This is a genomic window from Arthrobacter sp. BF1 (assembly GCF_056680215.1).
This window is the reverse complement of sequence record NZ_CM155271.1, coordinates 3,830,302-3,852,924: the sequence shown is the minus strand read 5'-3', so window position 1 is coordinate 3,852,924 and position 22,623 is coordinate 3,830,302. Positions and strand designations below refer to the sequence as shown.

Genomic DNA, 22,623 nt, shown 5'->3' with positions numbered 1-22,623 from the left:
TAGGGCGTGATGGGTTCCCCACGGAACCGGATCTCACATGTTCTCTAGTTTTTGGAGTGTCTTATGTCGTTGTTCACTGTTCTCGCCACCAGCAAAGTCGCAGCCGGAGTTCTCGCCGCAGGCACCCTGGCCGTCGGCGGAACCGGCGTAGCCGCTGTTTCCGGTGCCCTCCCGGCCGACGCCCAGCAGACCGCCCACGAACTGCTCGGCGCCCCGGCCCCGAAGCTGGCCGCTGACGCTACGGAACCTGCCCTGGCGAACGCTTCAGGCAACGCCGCGGGAGACGCAACGGTCACCGGCGACGCAGCCGTGGCTGGCAACGCCGCCGTGTCCGAAGACAAGCTTGCAGCCGAGGCCAACGTCTCCGCCGCTGCCGGTACCGCCGTTGACGCCGCCGGCGCTGCAGCCATCGGCCTGTGCACCGCCTTCACGAACGGCGGACTCAGCGCGTCCTCCGAAGGCTTCTCCTCGCTGGTCATCGCGGCCAAGGGCGAAGGCAACGTCGGGGCCTTCTGCACCGACGTCGTCGCCCAGGGCACGGCTGCCGCTGAAGCCAAGGCTGCTGCGGAGAGCTCTGCGGCCGTTCAGGCGGAGCGCCCCGAACTGCAGGCAGTTCCGGCGGTTCCGGCAGTACCGGGCGCCAACGGCGAGTCCGTTGTTCCGGCCGTTCCTGCTTTACCTGCCGTGCCTGCCGCGCCTGCGGTGCCCGCCGTTCCCGGCCATGACGTAGACGTTCCCGCCGTTTCGGGCCGCTAGGACCCTCTCGGCTAGGCTGGACTGCGGGAAAACGGCCGTCAGGGGTTGCCCGCAGTCCAGAACGCCGGGGATGAAGCAGCCGCCCGGGACGGAGGAGCCACTGGTGCCAGACACTTTGGCCGAAGAAGACATCGACATATTTGCAGACACTGCCGGCGCTGATCCGGCCGTGCTCTTCGGCGTCGTCTACCGCACCTTTTCCGGCGCAGTGCTGGGCTACCTGAAAGCCCGCGGCGTCGACGATCCCGAGGCCGTCACCCAGGACGTGTTTCTGGCGTTCTTCCCCAAAATCGGCGAGCTGACCGGCGGCCTGCAGGGCGCCAAGTCGTTGGTGTTTTCCATCGCCCACGCCCGGATGGTGGACCACTACCGGCGCGTGGAACGCAGGCCGGCCTTCACCCCCTACGACCCCTTGCAGGACGCGCGCAGCACTGCCTCGGCAGAGGACCACGCCCTCGGGCACACCGGCGGGGCGGCGGGCATGCTCGAAGGCCTGGCCGACGACCACCGGGAAGTCCTGGCATTGAGGGTCGTGGCTGACCTATCCATCGAACAGGTGGCCGGCATCATGGGCAAATCCCAGGGTGCCATCAAGCAGCTCCAACGCCGGGCGCTGCAAAACCTCAAGGACCAGACCCTCAGAAGAAACCAGGCAGACCATGAGTGAAATCGCAGGTTCCAGCAGCGACGAGACCGTCGACGGTCTGCTCCGTGACGCCGGGCTCGACGACGACGCCGTGCTCCGTTCCGCCCTGCAGGACCTCCGCGGCCTGGCCGCCGGCGAACCCGAGGCCTCCGCCGCGGTGGCCGCGTTGATGGTCCCCACACACACGCGTCGGCTCGCAGTAGTCCCTGCTCCGGCCTTTGGGCCGGATGCCACGACGCAAACCCGGCCGGCTACTGCTGCGGCAACTCCGCCGGCGCTTCAGACGGCACCCGACGCGCTCGCCGCCCGCCGGCGCGCCAAGCGCCGGATCACCCTCACCACGCTGTCAGTGGCCGTCTCGCTGGCGGCCGGCGGCGCCGTCGCGGTGGCCTCCGACCAGGGCGTCCGTGATTCCATCGGCCACGTGAACCAGGCAGTCAGCTCCTTCGTGGCCAGCGTGGGCGGAGGGTCGGCTCCGGCCCCGCAGGAAACGCCGGTTCCGGTGCCTGACCGGCCGGTCTCCCCGGCCTCTGTGCCCGCCGCGCCGGCCGTCACGCAGCCCGCCACGCAGCCGGCTCCTGCGGCTCCGGAATCCAACTCCGGCAAGGCCCCGCCTGAGTCGCCCGGCAACCAGTCGCACGCTCCGGCCGCGCCCCTCCCGGACCTGCCCGTCCCGCAAAACGTGACGCCGGACCTCCCGGACGTGCGGGACCGGCTGCCGAACGGCCAGGGACAGCCCCCAGCGCTGCCCCTGCCGTCCACCCCTCCAGTCCCTCTGCCCGGCACTCAGCCGTAGCAACACGGAATACCCGGACAGTCAGTAGCCCGGTGCCGCCGTCTTGAGCATCCCGCCGGCCGGATCCGACAGGTACCAGGCGTCACCAACGCCCTGACCTGCGATGTCGCCCGCTTTCTTGTCCTTCGCGTAGTAGTACAGCGGCATTCCGTTCAAGGTCAGCTGCTTTGCGCCACCCGCCGTCGTAATGGTGCCGAGTGTTCCCGTGATCCCTTCAGCGGACGGCGTGGCAGCGGTGGTGAGGGCTGGCGGCCACGAGGTTAGGCACCCTCCCGTGCAGGCGCTCGTGCCTGAGTCCTTTGTGTCTTTGGTGAAGAAGTAGAGGCTCATACCCTTCGCATCCACCACGATTTTGCCGGCGCTTGAGGTCGCGGCCATGAGGTCGACGGCGGGTGCTGCAGTTGTGGCTGTCGGGGCCCCTGACGTGACGGCGGGACTTGTGGCGGACGCACCGGGGGCCGCCGTTGTGGTGGTGGTTCTCGGGCTGCCGCCGCAGCCTGCCAGCGCGGCCATGAGGGCCATGGCCGCAAGACCGGTGCCCAGATGCTTTTTCATGGAATTGCTCCCTCGGCTGGTGGCCCGGCGTCGGATCGCCGGACGCTAACCGGTACGACGCCCCAAGGTGAAGAATGGTTCAAGGACGTGTCCCCCTGATTTTCGCCGGCCAGGTGGGCTAGCCATGAGTGAACCGTTTACCCGCGGCGGACGTCGTATCTGCCGAAACCAGGTCCGCTTAGCCGGGACCAGGGGATCAGGGACGGCTGCACCAGGGACCGCAGTGAAGCACCATGACAGGAGGGGGCGGGCATGCCGCTGGACGAGGATGTGGTGGCCGCGATTTACCGCGAGCACGGCCCCGCCCTGCGCCGGTTCGTGCTCAGTGCCTCACGGGATCCGCAGCTTGCGGAGGACGTGATCCAGGAGACGGTGCTCCGCGTCTGGCAGCAGGCTCCGGACATCACCGGGAGCCTTCGCAGCTACCTCTTCCGGACGGCGCGCAACATCATGATCGACAACTATCGGAAAGCGCAGCGGCGGCCTGCAGAGGTCACGGAACGCGAAGTCGCCGACCCCGCCGAAGCCGTTGAGAGGGTGGATGAACTGCTCAACCGGGTGCTCTTGGAAGAGGCTCTGCTCCGGCTCAGCGGCGAACACCGGGACGTCCTGGTGGCGCTCCACTACCGCCGCTTCACAGTCAATGAGGCCGCCGTGCAACTGAACATTCCCAGTGGAACAGTGAAGTCGCGGGCGTACTACGCGGTCCGGGCTTTGCGGACCATCCTGGATGAGATGGGGGTGGAACGGTGAACTCCGCTGACCTGCACCACTTGCTGGGCGCCTACGTGCTTGGGGGACTGGATTCCGCCGATTTGCAGCGCTTCGAGCAACACCTTCAGGCCTGTGCCGACTGCCGCGCGGACCTCGCGGAACTGGAAAGCATGCCGGCCCTCCTGGACGCACTTCCGGTGCCGGACGCGGTGGCACTGACCGGAAATTCCCGCATCGCCGCCAACGAAGAGCCGGCCACCTCCGTGCCCCGGGCGGTCCTTGTTGAACTGGCCACCCGTCGTCGTAAATCACGACGGCGGTGGGTGGGGCTGGTGGGCGCCGTCGCCGCCGCGTGCCTCGCATTGGGCGTGGCAGCAGCACCGCTGCTGAACCGGCCGCCGCAGCCAGACGCAAGCTACTCGGTCCAGGCCGACAGCGGCCTGCGCTTCAGCGTGGACCTGGCCCGGAAAAACTGGGGCACGGAACTGGCGGTGAACGGCAGCAGCATGCCGTTGAGCGGAACGTACTCGCTGTGGGTGCGGGACCGCGCCGGTGGCGAGGACCGCGCCTGTGCCTGGACGGCGACGCCGAGCGGCCGGATCAAAGTCACCGGAGCCACCCCGGTTCAGCTGGCCAGCATCGCCACCGTGGAGCTGCGGGACGACGACGCGAAGACGGTCGCCGTGATCACCGTCCCCTAGCTCACCTGGATGCTTGGCTCACTTGGACATCTTGGCCAAGCGGGCCCGAACCACCATGTACAGGCCGTAACAGATCAGGCCGGCACCCACAGCGGCCAGAAGATACACACCGAAGGGCTGGTCGCGGAGCGCTTTGAGGCCGCCGTCGAGGCCCGTGGATTCCTCCGGATGGGCGCTCAGGGCAGCGATCGCGATCAGCAGCCCGGTCAACAGCAGCACGGCACCCTTGGCAACGTAGCCGGTGACGCCCAGGACCGTGACGGCTGTCCGGGCTGGCGGGGACGTGGGCATGGCCAGGTGTTTTTCGAAGGATTTCCTGATTCCCCGGATGGCGTAAACCGCGCCGGTGATGGCGATGCCCGCGCCCACGAGGACCAATAGGGCCACGCCGCCGGGGGCCTTCATCACGGTAAGCGTGAGGTCGCTCGCCTTTTGCCGGTTGTCGTTCCCGGTGCCTGTGCCCATGGCGAAGGCAGCGAGCGTCAGGGCAAACCCGGCGAAGACCACGGCCTGGGCTGCTGCCTTGGCTTTCGCGGCGGCCTTTTTCTTGGCAGGAAGCCTGTTGTAATCGAAGATCGCATCGCTGGTCTGCCAAATCGCCAGTGCGGCGCAAGCGGCAAAGCTTGCCCATAGCAGGAACGGGCCGGCGGGCTGGCTGGCGAGTTCGGACACAGCCCCGCTGAAGTCTGCATTCCCCGTGCCGCCCATGGCGAGGCGGATGGCGATAGCCCCGATCAGAAAGTGCAGGACGCCGCTTGCCGCGAACCCCGCCCGTGCCAGCAACTCCAAAGCGTGTGAGTTGGTGACGTCCTCCGCCGCGTCTGCGGCCTGCCTTAATTCTCTTTTAATGACGGTTCCTTTTGCCGGCGCCGGGGAGGCGCAAATTGTGTGCCCCCCACACAATCCCCATCGTGCCACGCCAAGACTGCCTCCAACAGTCCCGCCCTCCCGCCGCACCGATGGGGAGTGATCCCCATCGCGGGGCCATGGCGGCCGTGCGACCATATGTTCAGCGATAAACCCACTCGTATCACTCTCGGGGGAGACACCATGACTTTTTACGGCGCGGACGTCAGCCAACTGCGCGATCTGGCGAAGGCCGTTGACAAGGCGGCCACACTGCTCAGCAGCCGGGCCAGCTCCCTGCAGGGCCAGATCCAGTCCGCGCCATGGAAAGGCCTCGACGGCGAGCGGTTCCGGCAGGACTGGGCCGGAAGCCACCGCCCCACCCTGGAGCGCGTGGCGTCCAGCCTGCGCCACAACTCCAAGCTGCTCCTGCAGCACGCGAACGAGCAGGAAAAGGCATCCGATGCCTCCGGTGGCGGGAGTGGCGGCGGAAACTTCCTGGACACGCTCAAAGGTTTGGGCGGCCGAGCCCAGACATGGCTTGAAGAACAGATGCAGAAAGTTGCCGAGGCGCAGGCGCACCGCCAGGAACTCGAGCGGGGCCTGGACGACATGCTCAAGGCCAGCCCGGAAGAGCAAGCCAAATGGTGGGCGGGCCTGTCGGAGGCAGACCGGCAGTACCTGATCGAAGGCGAGGGCAAGGACGGCCCGCTCGCCGAAGACCTCATGAAGATGGACGGCGGCATCCCCGAGTCCGCCCAGGCCCAGGCGAGAGAGCATCTCCAGGAACTGGCCAAGGCGGACATTCCCGTCTACTCCGAGACCGGCAAAGCGTCCATCGAAGCGCGAGTGGCCTGGGTCCATGGCGGCGCCGAGGTGGGCACCGAAGTAGTGGAGAACGCCGACGGCTCGGCCACCATGAAGGTCTACGGCAACATGGGCATCGGCGCCAACGACACCACGGGGACCGCAGGCGTGACCCTGAATGGGCAGGTCTCCCGCGAGTACACCTTCGACAGTATTGAGGAAGCCAAAGCCGCCCGCGAGCAGATGTACAGCGACCTTCCGCCGGACAGCGTGGGCGATATCAAGGACGTGGCCGGCAATCCGCCGGGCTACATCCTGGACACTATTAACGAGGCCGCCGATGACAACGGCTCCACGGGCCAGACGGATAAGGCCAAGGGGACCCTCTCTCTCGAGGCAAAGGGCGAGTCCGGTGTCGCATCCGGCTCTGCCAAACTGGACCTGGCCTATGAGCGCAATCTCACTGACGGAACCTCAACCGCAAGCGGCGAGGTCTCAGCGCAGGGCAAGCTGGACCTGGACGGCCGCACCTTCGAGGCATCCGGCAAGGGCGGACTCAACGTGAACATGGACAAGAACAACAACATTGAGTCCGTGTCAGTGTCCATGGACGGCACGGTGGCGCAGGGGGCCAGCGCGGGCACCGACGTGGAAGCGGTCAAGGTTGAGTCTTCCGTCAGCGTCGGGACCCAGGGGACCGTCAAAATCGACGTTGACTACTCGCCGGAAAACAAGACTGTGATCGACAGCTACCTGCGGAACGTTGCTTTGGGGAACGATGCCGGCGCCGCCCGTGACGCGGCCAGGCTCTACGAGGCAGGGTCAGCCACCATCCAGGTGAACAACGTGGTGACCGCGAGCAACGAGGCAGGAATCGACCTGAAGGCCGGCGAGGTCAAGGTCCAGACCGAAAGTCAGGTATCCACCAACGTCTCCACGTACCATAAGGTCCCGAACGACTCGAAGCTTGAGCGGCTCTGACGTCCCCGTGCCTGAATCCAAGACTTACCGCTGAGGAGCAACCATGACAGTGCACATCGAATCCCCCTTAGGGTTTACGGCAGACTTCCCCGAGCACACCCAAGTGCTGGATGATTCCGCAGCTGGGCCAAACTCTGAGCAGTACGGCCTGCTGGGCGGCGTTCTGGTAACCGTTATCAAGGATGACACCTCCGTCACGGACGCCCCGCAGGCCAACGGCTGGGCTCACCTGATGTCGGAGTTCTACCTTGAAGAACGCGCAGGGACCCGCCTCACCGAAGGCGAACTCAACCTGCCCGGCAAGGCGGCATATGCGGTCCTGGTCGGCTACACCGACCCTTCGGGCACGGCACGGGTGGCAGCCACCGTCGGCGTCTGGGAAAACAACCGGTTCATCGGCGTTGTGGTGATCTGGCCCTACGTGAACCCGGAGATTGAACCACGGGTGGACATGCTGAAGGAGATTGTTTCGTCCATCAGCGTGGCCTGACCAACTGGGTAGCGCTAACTGTCGTTCTGGGCTCTCAAAACGGCAGTTGGCGCTACTTACATTCAGAGGCTCAGCGCCGGCGGTAGCAGAGGTCGAAAATCAGCCGGCCGGCCTCATGGGCTTTGGCTTCGAAGCTGGTCCGGATCCGGCCCTCGAAGCGCGGCGCCCAGCCTCCGGTTTCATCCACGCCCTCGTTAGGGCCGGTCTGCTCCGTGCTGACTGGCGCCCTGCCCTCGCGGACGGGCGCGCCGCCCACCAGGGATTCGACGCCGGATTGCCACACCTGGGTGAGGGGGCTTTCGGGCCCGTGGCGCTCGCCGGTATGCAGGTTTTCGAAGTCCGGGGAGTCCGCCAGGACGTCGCGGACATGGACGGCGTAGTTGGACCAGTCGGTGGCAATCCGCCACAGGCCGCCCTTTGCGAGCGCGCGTGCGGCGAGTTCGGCGAACTCCGGCTGGATGAGGCGCCGTTTGTGGTGCCGTGACTTGTGCCAGGGGTCGGGAAAGAACACCCAGAGTTCGCTGACCGAGCCTGCGGGCAGCATGGTGGCCAGCACCTCGGGCGCGTTGGCTTCCACTACCCGGACGTTGCTTAGCCCGCGGCTGTTGATCTTGATGATGGTGTTGGCCAGGCCCGGCGTGTAGACCTCCACCGCCAGGAAATCCGCGCCCGGGTTCTGCTCGGCGGCGTGGCAGATGGCGTCTCCCAGCCCGGACCCGATCTCCACCACCAGCGGCGCCTTCCGGCCGAACTCAGCCTCGGCGTCGAACGTGTAGTCCGGGTGGACCGACGTGTTCGCAACGTGCCGCGGCACATCCACAGCCCAGCGGTCGGAGTGCTCTTCCCACGCAGTCTGGCGCCGGCCCTGGAGGCGGGTTCCGCGGCGCACGAAGCTGACGGGCCTGCCGCCGTACGTGCCAAAAGACGCCTGCGTTCCGGGCGTCACCGGCCGCGGGACATGCGGAGGCTGGGGGGATTCTGGGGATTCGCTCATCCCTTCCAGAATACCCGTGCCGCGCGGCCGCCTGTCTGGGGAGGGCGGCCCTCCGCCTGCAGGGGCCTTCCGCCCGCCGGGGCGCGCCAACGGAAATGGCACAATGGGTGCCGTGACCCGTGCTGACAACGTTGACGTAACCGGACTGCTCGTCGACGCCGAGATCGACGATGTTCCCCCGGCGTCCCCCACAGAGCTCCCGGATGGACCCCGCAGCCGCCGCGCCCTGGCCTACCTGGGCCTCTGCCTGGTGCTCATTGGCCTGAACCTCCGCACGGTCTTCTCCAGTTTCGCGGCGGTGCTTCCGGAGATCACGTCCGACGCCGGCCTCCCGGGCTGGGCGGTGGTGGTGCTCACCACCGTGCCGGTCACCCTCCTGGGCGTGTTCGCGCCGCTGGCCCCCGTGCTGGCGCGCAGGTTCGGAGCTGAGCGGGTGTTGCTCGGCGCCATGGCAGTGCTCACGGCCGGGCTGCTGCTCCGGCCCGCGGACCTCGGCGGCCTCGTTCCGGGCGCCGGCCATCTCCCCGCGCTGCTGGTGGGGACGGCCGCCTGTGGTGCGGCCATCGCCCTCTGCAATGTGCTCCTCCCCGGGCTGGTGAAACGCGATTTCCCGCACCGGCTGGGCCTCATGGGCGGGCTGTACACCACCGCAATCTGCGCCTCGGCGGCCCTCGGCGCCGGCTTTACCTACCCGGTCTTCACGGCGACGGGGGAGTGGACGGCGGGACTCTGGTTCTGGGCGGCGCCTGCCGCCGTCGTCCTTTTGCTCTTCCTTCCGGTGGCGCGCCGGCAGCACCCCGTCCGGCACCAGGCCGCGTCCGACGGCGTCAACGTGTGGCGCTCTGCGGTTGCCTGGCAGGTGACCATCTTTATGGTGCTGCAGGCCATGATGTCCTTCAGTGTGTTTGCCTGGTTGGCGCCGATTCTGCGTGAACGCGGGGTTGATGGCGGCACCGCCGGGCTGATGGTTTCCGCGTCGATTGTGCTGCAGATGCTGGGGTCGCTGTTCGCCCCTGCCCTGGCCGCGCGGTTCAAGGACCAGCGGGCCATCAGCGTGGTGGTTGCACTCATGACCGGAGGCGGCTTCGCACTGAGCATCTTCGGGCCTTTGGAGCTCATCTGGGTGTGGACCGGGCTGCTCGGACTCGGGCAGGGAAGCCTCACAGCGGTGGCCCTGACCATGATCATGCTGCGGACCCGCGACGGGCACACCGCCGCGCACCTGTCCGGGATGATGCAGGGCGTGGGCTATGGGCTGGGTTCCACGGGCACGCTGCTGGTGGGCCAGCTGCACCAGTCCACCGGGTCCTTCACGGCCGCCGGGCTGCTGTTCCTGGTGGTGGGCTCGCTGGCTGCGGTGTTCGGCTACCGTGCCGGCCGGAACCGCTACATCGGCGACTGACCCGCCGCCCATCTGCCTTCCGGCAGCCCCAAACCCCCGCGACTCCCAACCCCCCACGGCCTCGGACGCTCTCTCAGTTAATGCAGGTTTTCGGCCGACGCTCTCTCACTTTCCCAAAGAAAGTGAGCGAGCGTACAGGAAAAACCCACATTAAGTGAGAGAGCGTCGGGGGTTAATGGCGTTAGCTGGCCTCACGCGCAGAGGGCCGTTGCCGGAACGTTGCAATGTTGCGCTGGAAATCCATTGACACGACCTGAGCCGCGCCCTAGATTTGCCGTAACGTGAATCACCTTTCAGGTTTGCTCACGATTTGCATCGCACCCACTCTCAGATCTCCCGGTTTCAGTACGAAAGGCATCCCGTGAAGGATACAAAGAGGTTCCTGCTCGCCGCCGTGATGGCCACGGGGCTTGCCCTCAGCGCCTGCGCGCCCACCCCCGGAGCCGCCACCCCGGCTGAGTCCGGCAGCACGAAGTCCGCCGAGCCGGTGGACGTTGGCATCATCTACTCCAAGACCGGGCCGCTCGCCGCCTACGGTGCCACCTACTACGAGGGCCTGCAGGCCGGCATCGATCACGCTACGGGCGGGACCGGCGAGGTCAATGGCGCCAAGATCAACCTGACCTACGCGGACGACGGCGGCGATCCGGACAAGGCGGTCACGGCAGCCAAGGACCTGATCGGCAAGGGCTACAAGATCATCGGCGGCACCGTGGTCTCCGGCATCGCGCTGAAGCTCGCCGAGCAGGCAGCCCAGAACAAAGTCCTCTACATCTCCGGTCCCGCGGCCACTGACGCCATCCAGGGCATCAACAAGTACACCTTCCGCTCCGGCCGCCAGAGCCTGCAGGACGTGGCCACCGCCGGCTCCTTCATCGACACCAAGGGCAAGAAGGTAGTGGTCTTCGCGCAGGACAACGCGTTCGGCCAGGGCAACGTTGCCGCCGTCAAGGCCGTCCTCGGGGCCAAGGGCGCCACCGTGGAATCGGTCCTCGTCCCGGACGGACAGGAACTGACCCCGTTCGCCCGCCAGCTCGTTGACGCCAAGCCGGACATGGTCTTTGTGGCCTGGGCGGGCGCAACCTCCGGCACCATGTGGCAGACGCTCAGCCAGCAGGGCGCCTTCGACGCAGCCCCGGTGGTCACCGGCCTCGGCGACGCGTCCACCTTCGGCGCCTACGGGGAAGCCACCGGCAAGATCAGCTTCCTGAACCACTACTTCCCGGGCGCTTCCGGTACCGAGGTGGAGAAGAAGATGATCGCCGCCGTCGAGAAGGCCGGCCAGAAGGCTGACCTGTTCACTCCGGACGGCTTCGTGGCCGGCCAGATGATCGTCCAGGCCATCAAGGAAGGCGGCTCCGACGCCGACGCGATGGTCAAGGCACTGGAGGGCTTCAGCTTCGACGGCCCCAAGGGCAAGGAGACCGTCCGCGCCTCGGACCACGCGCTGGTCCAGGACATGTACCAGGTCAAGCTCGTGCAGAAGGCCGGCGCCTGGGCACCCGAGCTCGTCAAGGTGGTCGCGGGCGACCAGGTGGCACCGCCGGAGAAGAAGAAGTAGAAGGGCCGACGAATGGATACCCCAGCCCTGCCTGCCCTCGCGGTGGACGGCCTCGGTCTGCAGATCGGCGGCGCCCGCATCCTCCAGGATGTGAGCTTCGCTGTCGGCGCCGGCGAAATGATCGGCGTCATCGGCCCCAACGGGGCCGGCAAGACCACCCTGTTCAACCTGATTTCCGGGGTGATGCGGCCTACCGAAGGCAGCGTCACCCTGAACGGCAGGGAGATCACGGCAGCGCCCATCCACCGCAGGGCGAAGGCAGGGCTGGGGCGGACCTTCCAGACTTCCAATCTGTTTCCCCGGCTCAGCGTTTTGGAGAATGTCCGCCTCGCCGCGCAGGCGAAGATCGGCGGCAGCTTCAACCTCCTGCGCTTCCCGTCCGCAACGGACGAAGCCACCCGGATTGCCCGCGGCACCATCAGTGAAGTAGGGCTTACCGGCCAGCTCACGACGGCGGCGGGGGACCTTTCGCACGGCGAGAAGCGCAAGGTGGAGATCGCCGTGCTCCTGGCGACCGATCCCGCCGTCGTCCTCCTTGACGAGCCGATGGCGGGCGTCGCGTCGGGGGACGTACCGTCCCTCACCGCGATCATCCGCGGCATGCACCGCGACCGCGGCTGCACCGTGATGATGGTGGAGCACCACATGGACGTGGTCCTGGGCCTGGTGGACCGGGTGGCTGTGATGCACCACGGCAGCCTGCTGGCCCTGGACAGCCCTGACGCCGTGATGGCCGATCCCACCGTGCAGAGCGCCTACCTTGGAGAACCCGTATGACCCCCGCAGCGGACCGCCCCATTCTCAGGATCGAGGGACTCAACGCCCACATCGCCGGCCAGCAGGTGGTGGAGAACGTGTCCTTCACCGTGCCGGCAACCGGCATCACGGCCCTGCTGGGCCGCAACGGCGTGGGCAAGACCAGCACCATCAAAGCGATCATCGGCCTGATCGAGCGCAGCGGCCTGGTGGAACTCGACGGTGTCCGGGTAGAGAAAGAGCCAACCTACAAGATCATCCGCAGCGGCGTGGGTTATGTACCGGAGGACCGCGAAGTGTTCTCCAAACTCACCGTCGCCGAGAACCTCCGCCTGGCTGAACGCGATGCCGCGCCTCGGCGGCAGCTCGTCGAGGAACTCTTCCCGGACCTGCTGGCCCGCTCCGGCCAGATGGCGGGCACCCTCTCCGGCGGCCAGCAGCAGATGGTTTCGCTGGCCCGCGCGCTGCTGAACACCAACAAGATCCTCCTCGTCGACGAACCCACCAAGGGCCTCGCGCCGAAAATCGTTGCCGAAGTGGCTGAAACACTCGCCGAAGCCGCCAAAACCGTTCCCATTCTTTTGGTGGAGCAGAACCTGCAGGTGGTCCGCCAACTCGCGGAAGGCGCCGTGGTCCTCTCCGGCGGAAAGGTGGTCCACACCGGCAACGCCCTGGAGTTCCTGAACGACGACGGGCTGACCCAGCGGCTGCTGGGGGTCTCCACCGAGAGTGCACCCCATGCAAAGGCCTCCCACCCCGCGTCTGCCCCGACCGAGAAAGGCGCGGCCCTGTGAGTACCGTTGTCCTCCTGCTGTTCACCGGCCTGGGCCTCGGAGCCCTCTACTTCCTGGTGGCCGCCGGCCTGTCCCTGATCTACGGGCTGATGGGCGTGCTGAACTTTGCGCACGGCGCGTTCCTCACCCTCGGCGCCTTCACCGGCTGGGAAATCGCGCGCCGGACCGGCGCCGACAACTGGTGGACGTTCCTGCTGTCCCTGCTGGTGGGTGCCGTGGCCGGAGCCGTGTTTGCCGCATTCACCGAGTTCGTCCTGATCCGCCGGCTGTATCAGCGTCACATCGAGCAGGTCCTGATCACGGTGGGCCTCTCGCTCGCCGCGGTGGCCCTCTTCGACGGCATCTGGGGCACCGACCCGGTGTTCATCCAGGGCCCTGCCTGGTTCAAGGAAACCACCGAAATCCTGGGCGCCCGCATCCCCAATGACCGGTTCATCTGCATCATCGCCGCCGTCCTGGTGCTGCTCGCCCTGGTCTTCTTCCTGAAGAACACCCGCTACGGCATGATCATCCGGGCCGGTGTCGAGAACCGCTCCATGGTGACCGCCCTTGGCATCGATGTGCGCAAAGCCTTCACCCTCGTCTTCACCATCGGCGGCGCCGCGGCGGGCCTGGGCGGGGTCCTGGCCTCGCACTACTTCGGCTACGTCTCCCCGCTGCTGGGCGGCTCACTGCTCATCTTCGCCTTCATCGTCACCGTTATTGGCGGACTCGGATCATTGACCGGCGCGGCCATCGCTGCTGTCGCCGTGGCGGTCCTGCAGCAGTTCGCCAACTTCTACCTCGGCGGCACCGGCGACTTCGTTGTGGTGCTGGCCTTGGCGCTTGTGCTGCTGTTCCGTCCCTCCGGCCTGCTCGGGAGAACCTCATGACCACCGAAACCGACGCCACAGAAATGCACGAAACGCCGGACAGGACCCCGGATCCCGCGGGGTCGCCCCGCCGTCGTGAAGCGGACGACGGCGGCCGCTCACCGCTGCGGCTGACCCGCGGCAGAATGGTGGGCGCCGCCGTCGGAATTGCCGGCGTCGTGCTCCTGATCCTTCTCCCGCTGCTCAACCTGTCCCTTCCCGGCGTGCTGCCCGGCCCCACGTATACGCCGGGGTCCCTGCAGCTGCTGGCCATGTGCATGCTGATGGCCGCCGCCGCCCTGACGTACCACCTGCTGCTCGGGGTGGCAGGGCTGCTGTCCTTCGGCCATGCCCTCTACTTCGGCGCCGGGGTCTACGGGCTGGCGATCATCCTGCAGAACCTGGACATCCCGCTGCTACCGGCCATGGGCCTGACCCTGCTGGTGGTCATTGTGCTGGCGCACGTGGTGGGCAGCATCAGCCTGCGGGTCAGCGGCATCCCGTTCGCCATGGTCACCCTGGCCTTCGCCCAGGCCGGCTCCGTAGTGGTGGGCCGCAACCCGGAAGGTGCCACCGGCGGCGACGAAGGCCTCACGCTGCGCACGGACAACCTGCCCGACTTCCTGGTGGGCGTGGTCAACACCCGCAACCTTTACTGGCTGGCCCTGGCCGTGCTCGTGGCTGTCTTCATCATCGTCACGTGGGTGCAGTCCTCCCGCGCCGGCCACGTGGCTGCAGCCGTCCGCGAGAACGAGCTCCGGGTCCGCGTGCTCGGGCTGCAGCCCTACCTGGTCAAGCTGCTGATCTTTGTGGTCTCCGCCGTCCTGGTCAGCATCATCGGCATGGTTTTCCTGCTGCTGCAGAGCGGCGCCGTGCCCCGGGCCGTCTCCGCCGACCTCACCATCACCCTGCTGGTCATGGTGGTGCTGGGCGGCGTGGGCTCCCGGTGGGGCGCAGTGATCGGCGGGGTCTTCTACACCATCCTGGACCAGCGACTCACCGCATTGGCGAACTCGGACGCCATCGATGCGCTGCCCGACGTCCTGCGCGTACCGTTGTCAGAACCACTCTTTATCCTCGGCACCCTGTTCATCCTGGTGGTGCTCTTCCTGCCGGGCGGCCTGACGGGCACCGCCCAGCGGCTGGCCCAACGCCGCAGCCGACGCGGCGCGGACCGCGTACAGAAGTCCCGCGAGATCCTGGAAGAGGCCGCATGACCACCACAACCGGGCCGGGCCACGCCGACGGACTGCACACCCTCGGGCGCTGGACCACGGACCGCAGCCTCGCCACCCCGCACCGGATTGCCATCGACGACCGCGGGCTCACCCTGAGCTATGCCGAGCTGGAACGGCGGGCGGCCAACCTCGCCGCGGCGCTGCAGGCTGCCGGTTATGTCACCGGTGACAGGATCGCCACTCTGACGGGCAACAGCTCGGACCACGTGGTGGTTTTCTTCGCCTGCGCGAAGGCCGGGCTGGTGCTGGTGCCCCTGTCGTGGCGGCTCTCGCCCCGCGAACTCTCGGCGCAGCTGGGGCTGGCGGATGCGCAGCTGCTGCTGGTCGAAAATGACCTCGACGCCCTGGCTGCCGCGGCGTGCTCCCTGTTGCCCCAACCGCCGCGGACCGCGGCGCCCGGACCCGGCGGCGTCGAAAAGTCCGTGCCTGCTCCGTCGCGGATGCTCTCTGCGGGCGCGTTCCCCGCACCGCCGAACGGTACGGGGAGCGCAGTGCACGACGACGACGCCCTCCTGATGATCTTCACCTCCGGTACGGAAGGGGCCAGCAAGGCCGCCGTCCTGACCCACGCGAACTGTTTCTGGACCAACCTCTCGCTCTCCCGGACTTTGGACATGGCCAGTACCGATGTTGTGCTGGCAGTGCTGCCCCAGTTCCATGTGGGCGGGTGGAACATCCAGCCGCTGCTGGCCTGGTGGGCCGGTGCCACGGTGGTGCTGGAACGGGGTTTTGAACCGGGCCGGGTCCTGCAGCTGATCGCCGAGCGCCGCGTCACCATGCTGATGGGCGTCCCCACCCAGTATTTGATGCTGGCCGAGCACCCGGACTTCGCGCAGAGGGATCTCGGCAGCCTGCGCCATGCGGTGGTGGGCGGCGCGCCCATGCCGGCGCCGCTGCTGCGGATCTGGCACCGCCGCGGTGTGGCACTGAGCCAGGGGTACGGGCTCACGGAGGCCTCGCCCAACGTGCTGTGCCTGGCCAACGAGGACGCCGAACGCATGGTGGGCTACTCCGGCAAGGCGTACCCGCACGTGGCCGTTGCGGTTGCCGATCCGGTCACCGGTGAGGTTTACGACGGCGCCGCCACGGGCGAACTCTTGGTGAGCGGCCCCGGGGTTTTCGCGGGCTACTTTCGCGATCCCTCAGCCACGGCTGCCGTCCTGGCCGGCGGCTGGCTGCACACCGGTGACCTGGTGGAACGCGACGCGGACGGGTACATCCGGGTGGTGGACCGGCTGAAGGACATCTACATCTCCGGCGGTGAAAACGTCGCCCCTGCGGAGGTTGAGGCGGTGCTGCTGTCCCACCCCGCAGTGGCCCAGGCCGCCGTGGTGGGTGTTCCGGACGAGCGCTGGGGCGAAAGGGGCGTGGCCTTTGTGGTGGTGCGCGCAGGCATGGCCACCGATGAACACGAACTGCTGGAGCACTGCGCTGCCCAACTGTCCGGCTTCAAGGTCCCCACCACCATTTCGATGGTCGGGGCCCTGCCGCGCACGGCATTGAACAAGGTGCTCCGCGCCAGGCTGCGGCAGGAACTCGCCGGCAGGAAGCCCGTCCAGCCGAGCCACCTCCAGCCGACCCACGCGGAAGGCGGCCGGCCATGAGCGCCCAGCCACGCACAGCACGCGGCACCCGCACGCGGGCCAAACTGCTCGAAGCGGCCGAAACGGTGTTTGCCTCGGTGGGCTACCACGAAGCCTCCATCGTCAAAATAACTGAAGCGGCCGGCGTCGGACTCGGTACTTTTTACCTGTACTTCGACGGCAAGCAGGCCATTTTCGACGAAGTGGTGGAGGACCTCAACCGGCGGGTCCGGCACGCCATGACCGACGCCGCCCGAAGCGCCGGCACCCGGCTGGACGCCGAACGCGCTGGTTTCCGGGCGTTCTTCCGGTTCACGGCGCAGCACCCGGCGCTCTACCGGATCATCCGCCAGGCCGAATTCGTTTCCCCCGGCGCCCTGCGGCTGCATTACACCCGGATTGTGGACGGCTACATTGCGGGGCTGAAAGCCGCCCAGCTCAGCGGCGAGGTGCGGGACATGGATCCCACCGTTGCGGCCTGGGCGCTGATGGGAATCGGTGAGCTGATCGGCATGCGCTGGGTGCTCTGGGACGAGGAGGGCGCCGACCCCGTCCCGGGTGCCCGCCCCGACGTGCCGGACGACGTGTTCGAGGAAATGATGCAGTTCATTGAACGGGCCCTCGCACCGGGCCCCGGCGTTACCCCAACCACCACCCCGCCCCAGGAAGGGAAAGCCCCATGACGCGAGCAGCCAGCAGCATCGGCTACCGGACCACCGACGTCGAGGTCCGCGGCGGCACCCTGCACACCGCCCTGTGGGGTCCGGACGATCCCGAGGCGCCCACCATCCTCGCCGTCCACGGCGTGACGGCGTCCCACAAGGCGTGGCCGTACCTGGCTGAGGCCCTGCCCGCCGTCCGGATCATCGCGCCCGACCTGCGGGGACGCGGCCGCAGCAACACGCTGCCGGGGCCCTACGGCATGCCGACGCACGCCAACGATCTTGCTGCCGTGCTGGCTGCACTCACCACCGGGCCGGTGACCGTCGTCGGGCATTCCATGGGTGCCTTTGCCGCACTCGTCCTTGCGAACCTGTTCCCTGAGCGGGTGCGTTCCCTGGTGCTGGTGGACGGCGGGCTGCCTTTGCAGGTGCCGGCCGGTATTTCGGACGAGGAGGTGGTGGCTGCGGTGCTGGGCCCGGCCGCGGAACGCCTGAACTCCACGTTCCCCAGCCGCGAGGTCTACCGGTCCTTCTGGCGGCAGCACCCGGCCTTCAGTGCCGACTGGAGCCCGCTTGTGGACGAGTACGTGGACTACGACTTGACGGGGGTGGAGCCGGAATTGAAGCCGGCCACCCGCTACCAGGCCATGGCGGAGGACACCGCCGAGCTGCACCGGGGCGCCTCGCTGCTGAAGGCGCTGGATGAACTGGCCGTTGATACCCAGGTGCTTCGGGCGCCGCGCGGCCTGCTCAACGAACCGGCCGCGCTGTATTCACCCGGCTATCTTGAGGAGTGGGCGGAGAAACTGCCGTCCCTCCGCGTCCGGGAGGTGCCGGACGTCAACCATTACACGATCGTCATGGGCAAGGCCGGTGCCAGGGCAGTGTCGGAGAGCGTGCAGGAGGCCCTGGCGGTACGCTGAAACGTGCGAGAATCCACCCTCCCCTCAACAGGGACCACCGCCGGGATCCTGCAGCGGCCGTACCTGTGGGTGACCATCGGTGCGTGTTCCCTGGTGTTCCTGGCGGCGTTCGAATCGCTGGCGGTGACCACCATCATGCCCGTGGTCAGCCGCGAGCTGAACGGTGCCGGCCTGTATGCGCTGGCTTTCGCCGGGCCCATGGCTACGGGCGTGATCGGGATGGTGGCGGCCGGCAACTGGTCGGACCGCCGCGGCCCAACCCTGCCGCTCTACGCCTCCGTGGCCCTGTTCGTGCTTGGCCTGATCATCGCGGGCACGGCTGTGTCCATGCCCGTGCTGGTCGCGGGCCGCCTGGTGCAGGGGCTTGGCGGCGGGGCGCTGACCGTTGCCCTCTACGTGGTGGTGGCCCGCGTCTACCCTGCAGCCCTGCACCCGGGGATCTTCGCCGCCTTCTCCGCCGCGTGGGTCATTCCCTCACTGGTGGGACCGTTCGCGGCCGGCATCGTGGCGGAGGTCCTGAGCTGGCACTGGGTGTTCCTCGGCGTGGTGGGGCTGGTGGTGCCCGCGCTGGTGATGATTGTCCCGGTGCTCCGCGGCATGGGCCGTCAGCCGGAGCAGGCAACGCTGCCGCCATGGGCGGTGGGCCGGATCGCCTGGGCGGCGCTCGCCGCGCTCGCCGTGCTGGGCCTGAACCTCTCCGCGGACGTCAGGATTGCGGCCGTCCCCGCAGCGCCGGCGCTCCTGGCCGCGGCCGCCGTCGTCATAGCCTTGGTTGCCGTGCGGCCGCTCGTGCCGCGGGGAACACTGCTCGCGCGCCGTGGCCTGCCGAGTGTGATCCTGACGCGTGGACTGGCCGCCGCGGCGTTTTTCGGCGCGGAGGTGTACCTGCCGTACCTGCTGATCGACCAGTACGCGTTTGCGCCGACGTTCGCCGGACTGGCTCTCACAGCGGGTGCCGTGGCGTGGGCCGGTGCCGCCGCGATCCAGGGCCGGCTCGGCACACGGCTGCAGCACCGCGCTGCTGTCCGCATCGGCTCGGCGCTGGTGCTGGCGGCCATCGTGCTCACGCTGGCGACCGCTGCCCTCCACTGGCCTGCCGCGGTCGCGATCGCCGGCTGGACCTTCGCCGGCGGCGGCATGGGTCTGCTCTATCCCAGGCTCAGCGTGATGACGCTAGCCCTGTCCACGAAGGAGAACGAGGGCTTCAACAGTTCGGCGATGTCCATCGCGGATTCGCTGGGCGGCGCACTCGCGCTAGCCACCACGGGCATCGTTTTTGCGGCATTTACGACGACGGCGGAATCGTTCGCGGGGGTCTTCGCCCTTGCGGCGGTGGTGGCCGTCGCCGCGGTTGCGGTGGCGCCGCGGGTTGCGGCAGTCGGGAAGGCGCGGCCGCCTCAGTAATCACGCCAGCCGGGTGGCCCGGAGCACGGTATCGGCGATGACGGCTTCCTCGCCGTCCGGCCCCTTGGTGACCCGCTCCCGCGTGGTGTTGACCTCCACCTGCCAGCCGGGCGCCTCGATGCCCAGTTCCTGCACGAGCTGGGCCGGGGTATAGAACATTTCCGGGGCGGTATGGTTTCCCCACGGTGGCAGGCGGTGGGGGTGGTGGCCCACGATCAGCAGGGTTCCCCCCGGCTTGACCGCGGCAGCCGCCGTCCGCAGCGGGGCCTGCCAAACCAGTTGGGGTCCGTGCAGGAACTGGGACGACACCAGATCGTAAGTCTCTGCGGGCTCCCACTCGTCCAGGTTGCACTGTTCCCAGTGGATGCGGCTGGCGATGGCGTCCGGTCCCGCGTGCACACTTTCGCGGTCCAAGGCATCCTTTTCGTGCCGGGCGGCGCGTTCCAGCGCGACGCCGGAAATATCGACGGCGGTGACGGTCCAGCCCTGTTGCGCGAGCCAGATGGCGTCGGCACCCTCGCCGCAACCCAGGTCCAGTGCTTTGCCCGGACGCAGCCCGGCCCCCTCGCGGACCAGCTGGGGGTTCGGTTTGCCGCTCCAGATCTGCGGCTTGCTGCCGTATTTCTCGTCCCAGGCTTCAGCCGCACTTTGCTGCCGCTCGCCCTCGCGGCGGGTGCCGCCGTCGTGCGTTCCGTGGTGGTGGCCCTCGCCCTGTTGCGTCATGCCTCAAGCCTGCCCCGGCCCGGCTTCGAAGGCAACGGTCCCGGTCCGGCTCGTCGTCACCCCAACTAGGTAGCGCTATGTGTCGTTTTGGACGCTGAAAACGACAGTTAGCGCTACCTACATGGGGTGGCGGGGCACGAAGCAGGGCCCGCCGCGGCGGGATGGTATGCTTAGGGGACTTGATGTGCAGTGATGCCCGCTGGTCCCTATTTTTGGGAAGCGGGTTTTTTCATGTGAGAGGCACATCCTGCGTCGATGAACGCGTTCCATTTGGTCCCAGCCGCCGCCCTGAATTGGGCAGCAGCCCGGTTGATCACCTGACTTTTCTTCGGCGAAACCCTTGAGCCAACCGGCATCGGGGGCCGATATCCGCACGGATACCGCCTGAAAGACCCTGAATCTATGACTACTTTTGCTGCCCTCGGCACGCCCAAAGAACTTGCCGAGACCCTCACCGCACAAGGAATTCTTGAGCCGTTCCCCATCCAGGTGAAGACCCTCCCGGACACCCTGGCCGGACGCGACGTCCTGGGCCGCGGCCGCACCGGCTCCGGCAAGACCATCGCTTTCGCCATCCCGCTTGTAGCACGACTCGCTGAGCGGGAAGCCAAGCACTTCCGGAAGCCCGGCCGCCCCATGGGCCTGGTCCTCGCACCGACCCGCGAGCTGGCCACCCAGCTCAACGCCACCATCGAGCCGATGGCCAAGGCCATGGGCCTGAACACCACCGTGGTCTACGGCGGCATCTCCCAGGCCCGCCAGGAAAAGGCCCTGCGCGCCGGCGTCGACATCGTCATCGCCTGCCCGGGCCGCCTGGAGGACCTGATCCGCCAGCGCATCCTGACCCTCGAAGCCGTGGAGGTCACCGTCCTGGACGAGGCCGACCACATGGCCGATCTCGGCTTCCTGCCCGTGGTCAAGAAGCTCATGGACATGACCCCCAGCCAGGGCCAGCGCCTGCTGTTCTCCGCCACCCTGGACAATGGCGTGGACAAGATCGTCCAGCGCTACCTGTCCAACCCGCTGACCCACTCTGTGGATGATCCGCAGGCCGCGGTGACCACCATGGAACACCACGTGCTGGTGGTCAACGACCAGACCGTCAAGAAGCAGCTGATCGTCGAGCTCGCCTCGGGTGCCGGCCGCCGCGTACTTTTCATGCGGACCAAGCACCACGCCCGCAAGCTCGCCAAGACCCTGACCGACGCCGGGATTCCCGCCGTCGACCTGCACGGCAACCTCTCGCAGAACGCCCGTGACCGCAACCTCGCCGAGTTCTCCTCCGGTGATGTCCGCGTCCTGGTGGCCACCGACGTCGCTGCCCGCGGCGTCCACGTGGACGACGTCGAACTGGTGATCCACGTGGATCCGCCCACAGAGCACAAGGCATACCTGCACCGCTCAGGCCGTACGGCCCGCGCAGGGTCGGACGGCACCGTTGTCACGCTGACCCTCCCGGAGCAGCAGTCCGACGTCAAGAAGCTGATGAAGGCTGCCGGCGTTGAGGTCAACTTCGAGCGCGTCACCGCCAACTCGCCGCTGGTTGCTGAACTCGTGGGCGAAATGGCCGACAAGATTGATCCCCGCACCCGTGCGGCACTGCTGGCCACCAAGGCCAAGCAGCAGGGCGGCGGCACCTCCACGGGCGCCAACGCCGAGCGCAAGCGCGCCCGCCGCAGCCAGGACGGCCCCACCGCCGGTGGCCGTGGTGGACGTGGCGGCCGCGGACGTGTCTCGGCTGAGGCTCCCCGCACCGACCTGCCTCGTGCAGAGCGCCGCGCCGTGGCGTACGAAGGCCGCACCGAGGCACGCGCAGCATTCGATCGCGTAGCTGAGCAGAACGAGGACCGCGCCATTGCGGCCGCAGCTGCACGCCGCAACGCCCGTGGCGCCACTGGTTCAACGCATCGCAACGACGTCCCCGCAGCAGGTGGCCGTGCAGCGGCCGGCCGCGGTTCGGACGGACGCAGCGCAGATGGACGCACAGATTCCCGAATCACCCGCAGCGATGCTCCCCGCGGCGGGACCGGTCGTCCGGCTTCCTCCGGTCGCCCGGCGTCGTCCGGCGGCCAGCGTAACGGCCGTCCGGCAACCGGCCAGCGCGCAGCCGGCGCACGCACTGCCGGTGCAGGCGCAGGTACAGGTGCCCGGACCGGCGGCGGCCAGCGCTCTGCAGGTGCAGGCGCAGCCGGCGGCAACAAGGCTGTTTGGTCCTCCAACACCGGCGGTACGTCGGGTGGATCCTACGCAGGCAACGGCGGCGGCAGCGGCCGTTCCGGTGAAGGCCGTCCGGCACGCAGCGGCCCCCGCCGCGCGTCGGCTCCGGCGTCGAACGAACGACGCAGCCGCTAACGAAAACGATTTTCGCTAGGCAAACGGACGGCCGCTCCCGGGATCCCGGGAGCGGCCGTCCGACTACCTGGCGGAAAGTTGCGCGGAT

Annotated in this window: 22 protein-coding genes; 18 read left to right on the top strand and 4 right to left on the bottom strand. The window is 67.8% G+C overall.

Annotated features, from left to right (window positions below; all coding sequences use genetic code 11):
* The first annotated feature begins 63 nt into the window (after window positions 1-63).
* The 3 genes from AC1MCD_RS18160 (at window position 64) to AC1MCD_RS18150 (ending at window position 2,198) form a co-directional block, all read left to right on the top strand.
* Complete coding sequence (locus AC1MCD_RS18160; RefSeq protein WP_498673950.1) at window positions 64-756, top strand: protein tyrosine phosphatase; 693 nt, start codon at window positions 64-66, stop codon at window positions 754-756.
* Between the two features lie 103 nt (window positions 757-859).
* Window positions 860-1,423 carry an RNA polymerase sigma factor gene (locus AC1MCD_RS18155; RefSeq protein ID WP_498673948.1) on the top strand — a complete coding sequence of 188 codons (564 nt, stop codon included), beginning with the start codon at window positions 860-862 and terminating at the stop codon, window positions 1,421-1,423.
* Window positions 1,416-2,198: a hypothetical protein gene (locus tag AC1MCD_RS18150; protein ID WP_498673946.1), complete on the top strand. Its 783-nt coding sequence runs from the start codon at window positions 1,416-1,418 to the stop codon at window positions 2,196-2,198. The genes AC1MCD_RS18155 and AC1MCD_RS18150 overlap by 8 nt, the downstream gene beginning before the upstream one ends.
* A 21-nt stretch (window positions 2,199-2,219) precedes the next feature.
* On the opposite strand, the gene AC1MCD_RS18145 is transcribed toward AC1MCD_RS18150, so the two are convergent.
* Window positions 2,220-2,753, bottom strand: coding sequence for a COG4315 family predicted lipoprotein (locus tag AC1MCD_RS18145; RefSeq protein ID WP_498673945.1), 534 nt, complete (start codon window positions 2,751-2,753; stop codon window positions 2,220-2,222).
* Between the two features lie 252 nt (window positions 2,754-3,005).
* Between AC1MCD_RS18145 and AC1MCD_RS18140 the strand changes: the two genes are divergently transcribed.
* On the top strand, window positions 3,006-3,506 hold the full coding sequence (locus tag AC1MCD_RS18140; RefSeq protein WP_498673943.1) for a sigma-70 family RNA polymerase sigma factor: 501 nt from the start codon (window positions 3,006-3,008) through the stop codon (window positions 3,504-3,506).
* On the top strand, window positions 3,503-4,168 hold the full coding sequence (locus AC1MCD_RS18135; RefSeq protein ID WP_498673941.1) for an anti-sigma factor: 666 nt from the start codon (window positions 3,503-3,505) through the stop codon (window positions 4,166-4,168). The genes AC1MCD_RS18140 and AC1MCD_RS18135 overlap by 4 nt, the downstream gene beginning before the upstream one ends.
* 18 nt (window positions 4,169-4,186) lie before the next feature.
* Here AC1MCD_RS18135 and AC1MCD_RS18130 read toward each other — a convergent pair whose 3' ends face one another.
* The gene (locus tag AC1MCD_RS18130) at window positions 4,187-5,053 is read right to left on the bottom strand and encodes a DUF1206 domain-containing protein (RefSeq protein WP_498678412.1); all 867 of its coding nucleotides are present in this window, start codon (window positions 5,051-5,053) and stop codon (window positions 4,187-4,189) included.
* A gap of 165 nt (window positions 5,054-5,218) precedes the next feature.
* On the opposite strand from AC1MCD_RS18130, the gene AC1MCD_RS18125 reads away from it, so the two are divergent.
* The gene (locus AC1MCD_RS18125; RefSeq protein WP_498673940.1) at window positions 5,219-6,802 is read left to right on the top strand and encodes a hypothetical protein; all 1,584 of its coding nucleotides are present in this window, start codon (window positions 5,219-5,221) and stop codon (window positions 6,800-6,802) included.
* A gap of 43 nt (window positions 6,803-6,845) precedes the next feature.
* Window positions 6,846-7,292, top strand: coding sequence for a hypothetical protein (locus AC1MCD_RS18120; RefSeq protein ID WP_498673937.1), 447 nt, complete (start codon window positions 6,846-6,848; stop codon window positions 7,290-7,292).
* Between the two features lie 70 nt (window positions 7,293-7,362).
* On the opposite strand, the gene trmB is transcribed toward AC1MCD_RS18120, so the two are convergent.
* Window positions 7,363-8,286 carry a tRNA (guanosine(46)-N7)-methyltransferase TrmB gene (trmB, locus tag AC1MCD_RS18115; protein ID WP_498673936.1) on the bottom strand — a complete coding sequence of 308 codons (924 nt, stop codon included), beginning with the start codon at window positions 8,284-8,286 and terminating at the stop codon, window positions 7,363-7,365.
* 112 nt (window positions 8,287-8,398) lie between these two features.
* Between trmB and AC1MCD_RS18110 the strand changes: the two genes are divergently transcribed.
* The 10 genes from AC1MCD_RS18110 (at window position 8,399) to AC1MCD_RS18065 (ending at window position 19,460) form a co-directional block, all read left to right on the top strand.
* Complete coding sequence (locus AC1MCD_RS18110; protein WP_498673934.1) at window positions 8,399-9,688, top strand: MFS transporter; 1,290 nt, start codon at window positions 8,399-8,401, stop codon at window positions 9,686-9,688.
* A 361-nt stretch (window positions 9,689-10,049) separates the two neighbouring features.
* Window positions 10,050-11,249, top strand: a complete 1,200-nt coding sequence (locus AC1MCD_RS18105) for a substrate-binding domain-containing protein (protein ID WP_498673932.1) — start codon at window positions 10,050-10,052, stop codon at window positions 11,247-11,249.
* Between the two features lie 12 nt (window positions 11,250-11,261).
* The gene (locus AC1MCD_RS18100; protein WP_498673930.1) at window positions 11,262-12,026 is read left to right on the top strand and encodes an ABC transporter ATP-binding protein; all 765 of its coding nucleotides are present in this window, start codon (window positions 11,262-11,264) and stop codon (window positions 12,024-12,026) included.
* Window positions 12,023-12,799, top strand: a complete 777-nt coding sequence (locus AC1MCD_RS18095; protein ID WP_498673928.1) for an ABC transporter ATP-binding protein — start codon at window positions 12,023-12,025, stop codon at window positions 12,797-12,799. The genes AC1MCD_RS18100 and AC1MCD_RS18095 overlap by 4 nt, the downstream gene beginning before the upstream one ends.
* Window positions 12,796-13,671 carry a branched-chain amino acid ABC transporter permease gene (locus tag AC1MCD_RS18090; RefSeq protein ID WP_164204423.1) on the top strand — a complete coding sequence of 292 codons (876 nt, stop codon included), beginning with the start codon at window positions 12,796-12,798 and terminating at the stop codon, window positions 13,669-13,671. The genes AC1MCD_RS18095 and AC1MCD_RS18090 overlap by 4 nt, the downstream gene beginning before the upstream one ends.
* A gap of 125 nt (window positions 13,672-13,796) precedes the next feature.
* Window positions 13,797-14,867 (top strand): branched-chain amino acid ABC transporter permease, encoded by a 1,071-nt coding sequence (locus tag AC1MCD_RS18085; RefSeq protein WP_498678408.1) that lies wholly within the window; start codon window positions 13,797-13,799, stop codon window positions 14,865-14,867.
* Window positions 14,864-16,492 carry a class I adenylate-forming enzyme family protein gene (locus AC1MCD_RS18080; protein ID WP_498673927.1) on the top strand — a complete coding sequence of 543 codons (1,629 nt, stop codon included), beginning with the start codon at window positions 14,864-14,866 and terminating at the stop codon, window positions 16,490-16,492. Before AC1MCD_RS18085 ends, AC1MCD_RS18080 begins: the two co-directional genes overlap by 4 nt.
* Window positions 16,489-17,154: a TetR/AcrR family transcriptional regulator gene (locus AC1MCD_RS18075; protein WP_498673925.1), complete on the top strand. Its 666-nt coding sequence runs from the start codon at window positions 16,489-16,491 to the stop codon at window positions 17,152-17,154. Before AC1MCD_RS18080 ends, AC1MCD_RS18075 begins: the two co-directional genes overlap by 4 nt.
* Entirely contained in the window at window positions 17,151-18,056 is a 906-nt protein-coding gene (locus tag AC1MCD_RS18070) for an alpha/beta hydrolase (RefSeq protein WP_498673923.1), read from the top strand. Before AC1MCD_RS18075 ends, AC1MCD_RS18070 begins: the two co-directional genes overlap by 4 nt.
* A gap of 3 nt (window positions 18,057-18,059) precedes the next feature.
* Window positions 18,060-19,460 carry an MFS transporter gene (locus tag AC1MCD_RS18065; RefSeq protein WP_498673921.1) on the top strand — a complete coding sequence of 467 codons (1,401 nt, stop codon included), beginning with the start codon at window positions 18,060-18,062 and terminating at the stop codon, window positions 19,458-19,460.
* On the opposite strand, the gene AC1MCD_RS18060 is transcribed toward AC1MCD_RS18065, so the two are convergent.
* On the bottom strand, window positions 19,461-20,183 hold the full coding sequence (locus AC1MCD_RS18060) for a class I SAM-dependent methyltransferase (protein ID WP_498673919.1): 723 nt from the start codon (window positions 20,181-20,183) through the stop codon (window positions 19,461-19,463).
* A 402-nt stretch (window positions 20,184-20,585) separates the two neighbouring features.
* On the opposite strand from AC1MCD_RS18060, the gene AC1MCD_RS18055 reads away from it, so the two are divergent.
* Window positions 20,586-22,535 carry a DEAD/DEAH box helicase gene (locus AC1MCD_RS18055; RefSeq protein WP_498673917.1) on the top strand — a complete coding sequence of 650 codons (1,950 nt, stop codon included), beginning with the start codon at window positions 20,586-20,588 and terminating at the stop codon, window positions 22,533-22,535.
* The last annotated feature ends 88 nt before the right edge of the window (window positions 22,536-22,623 follow it).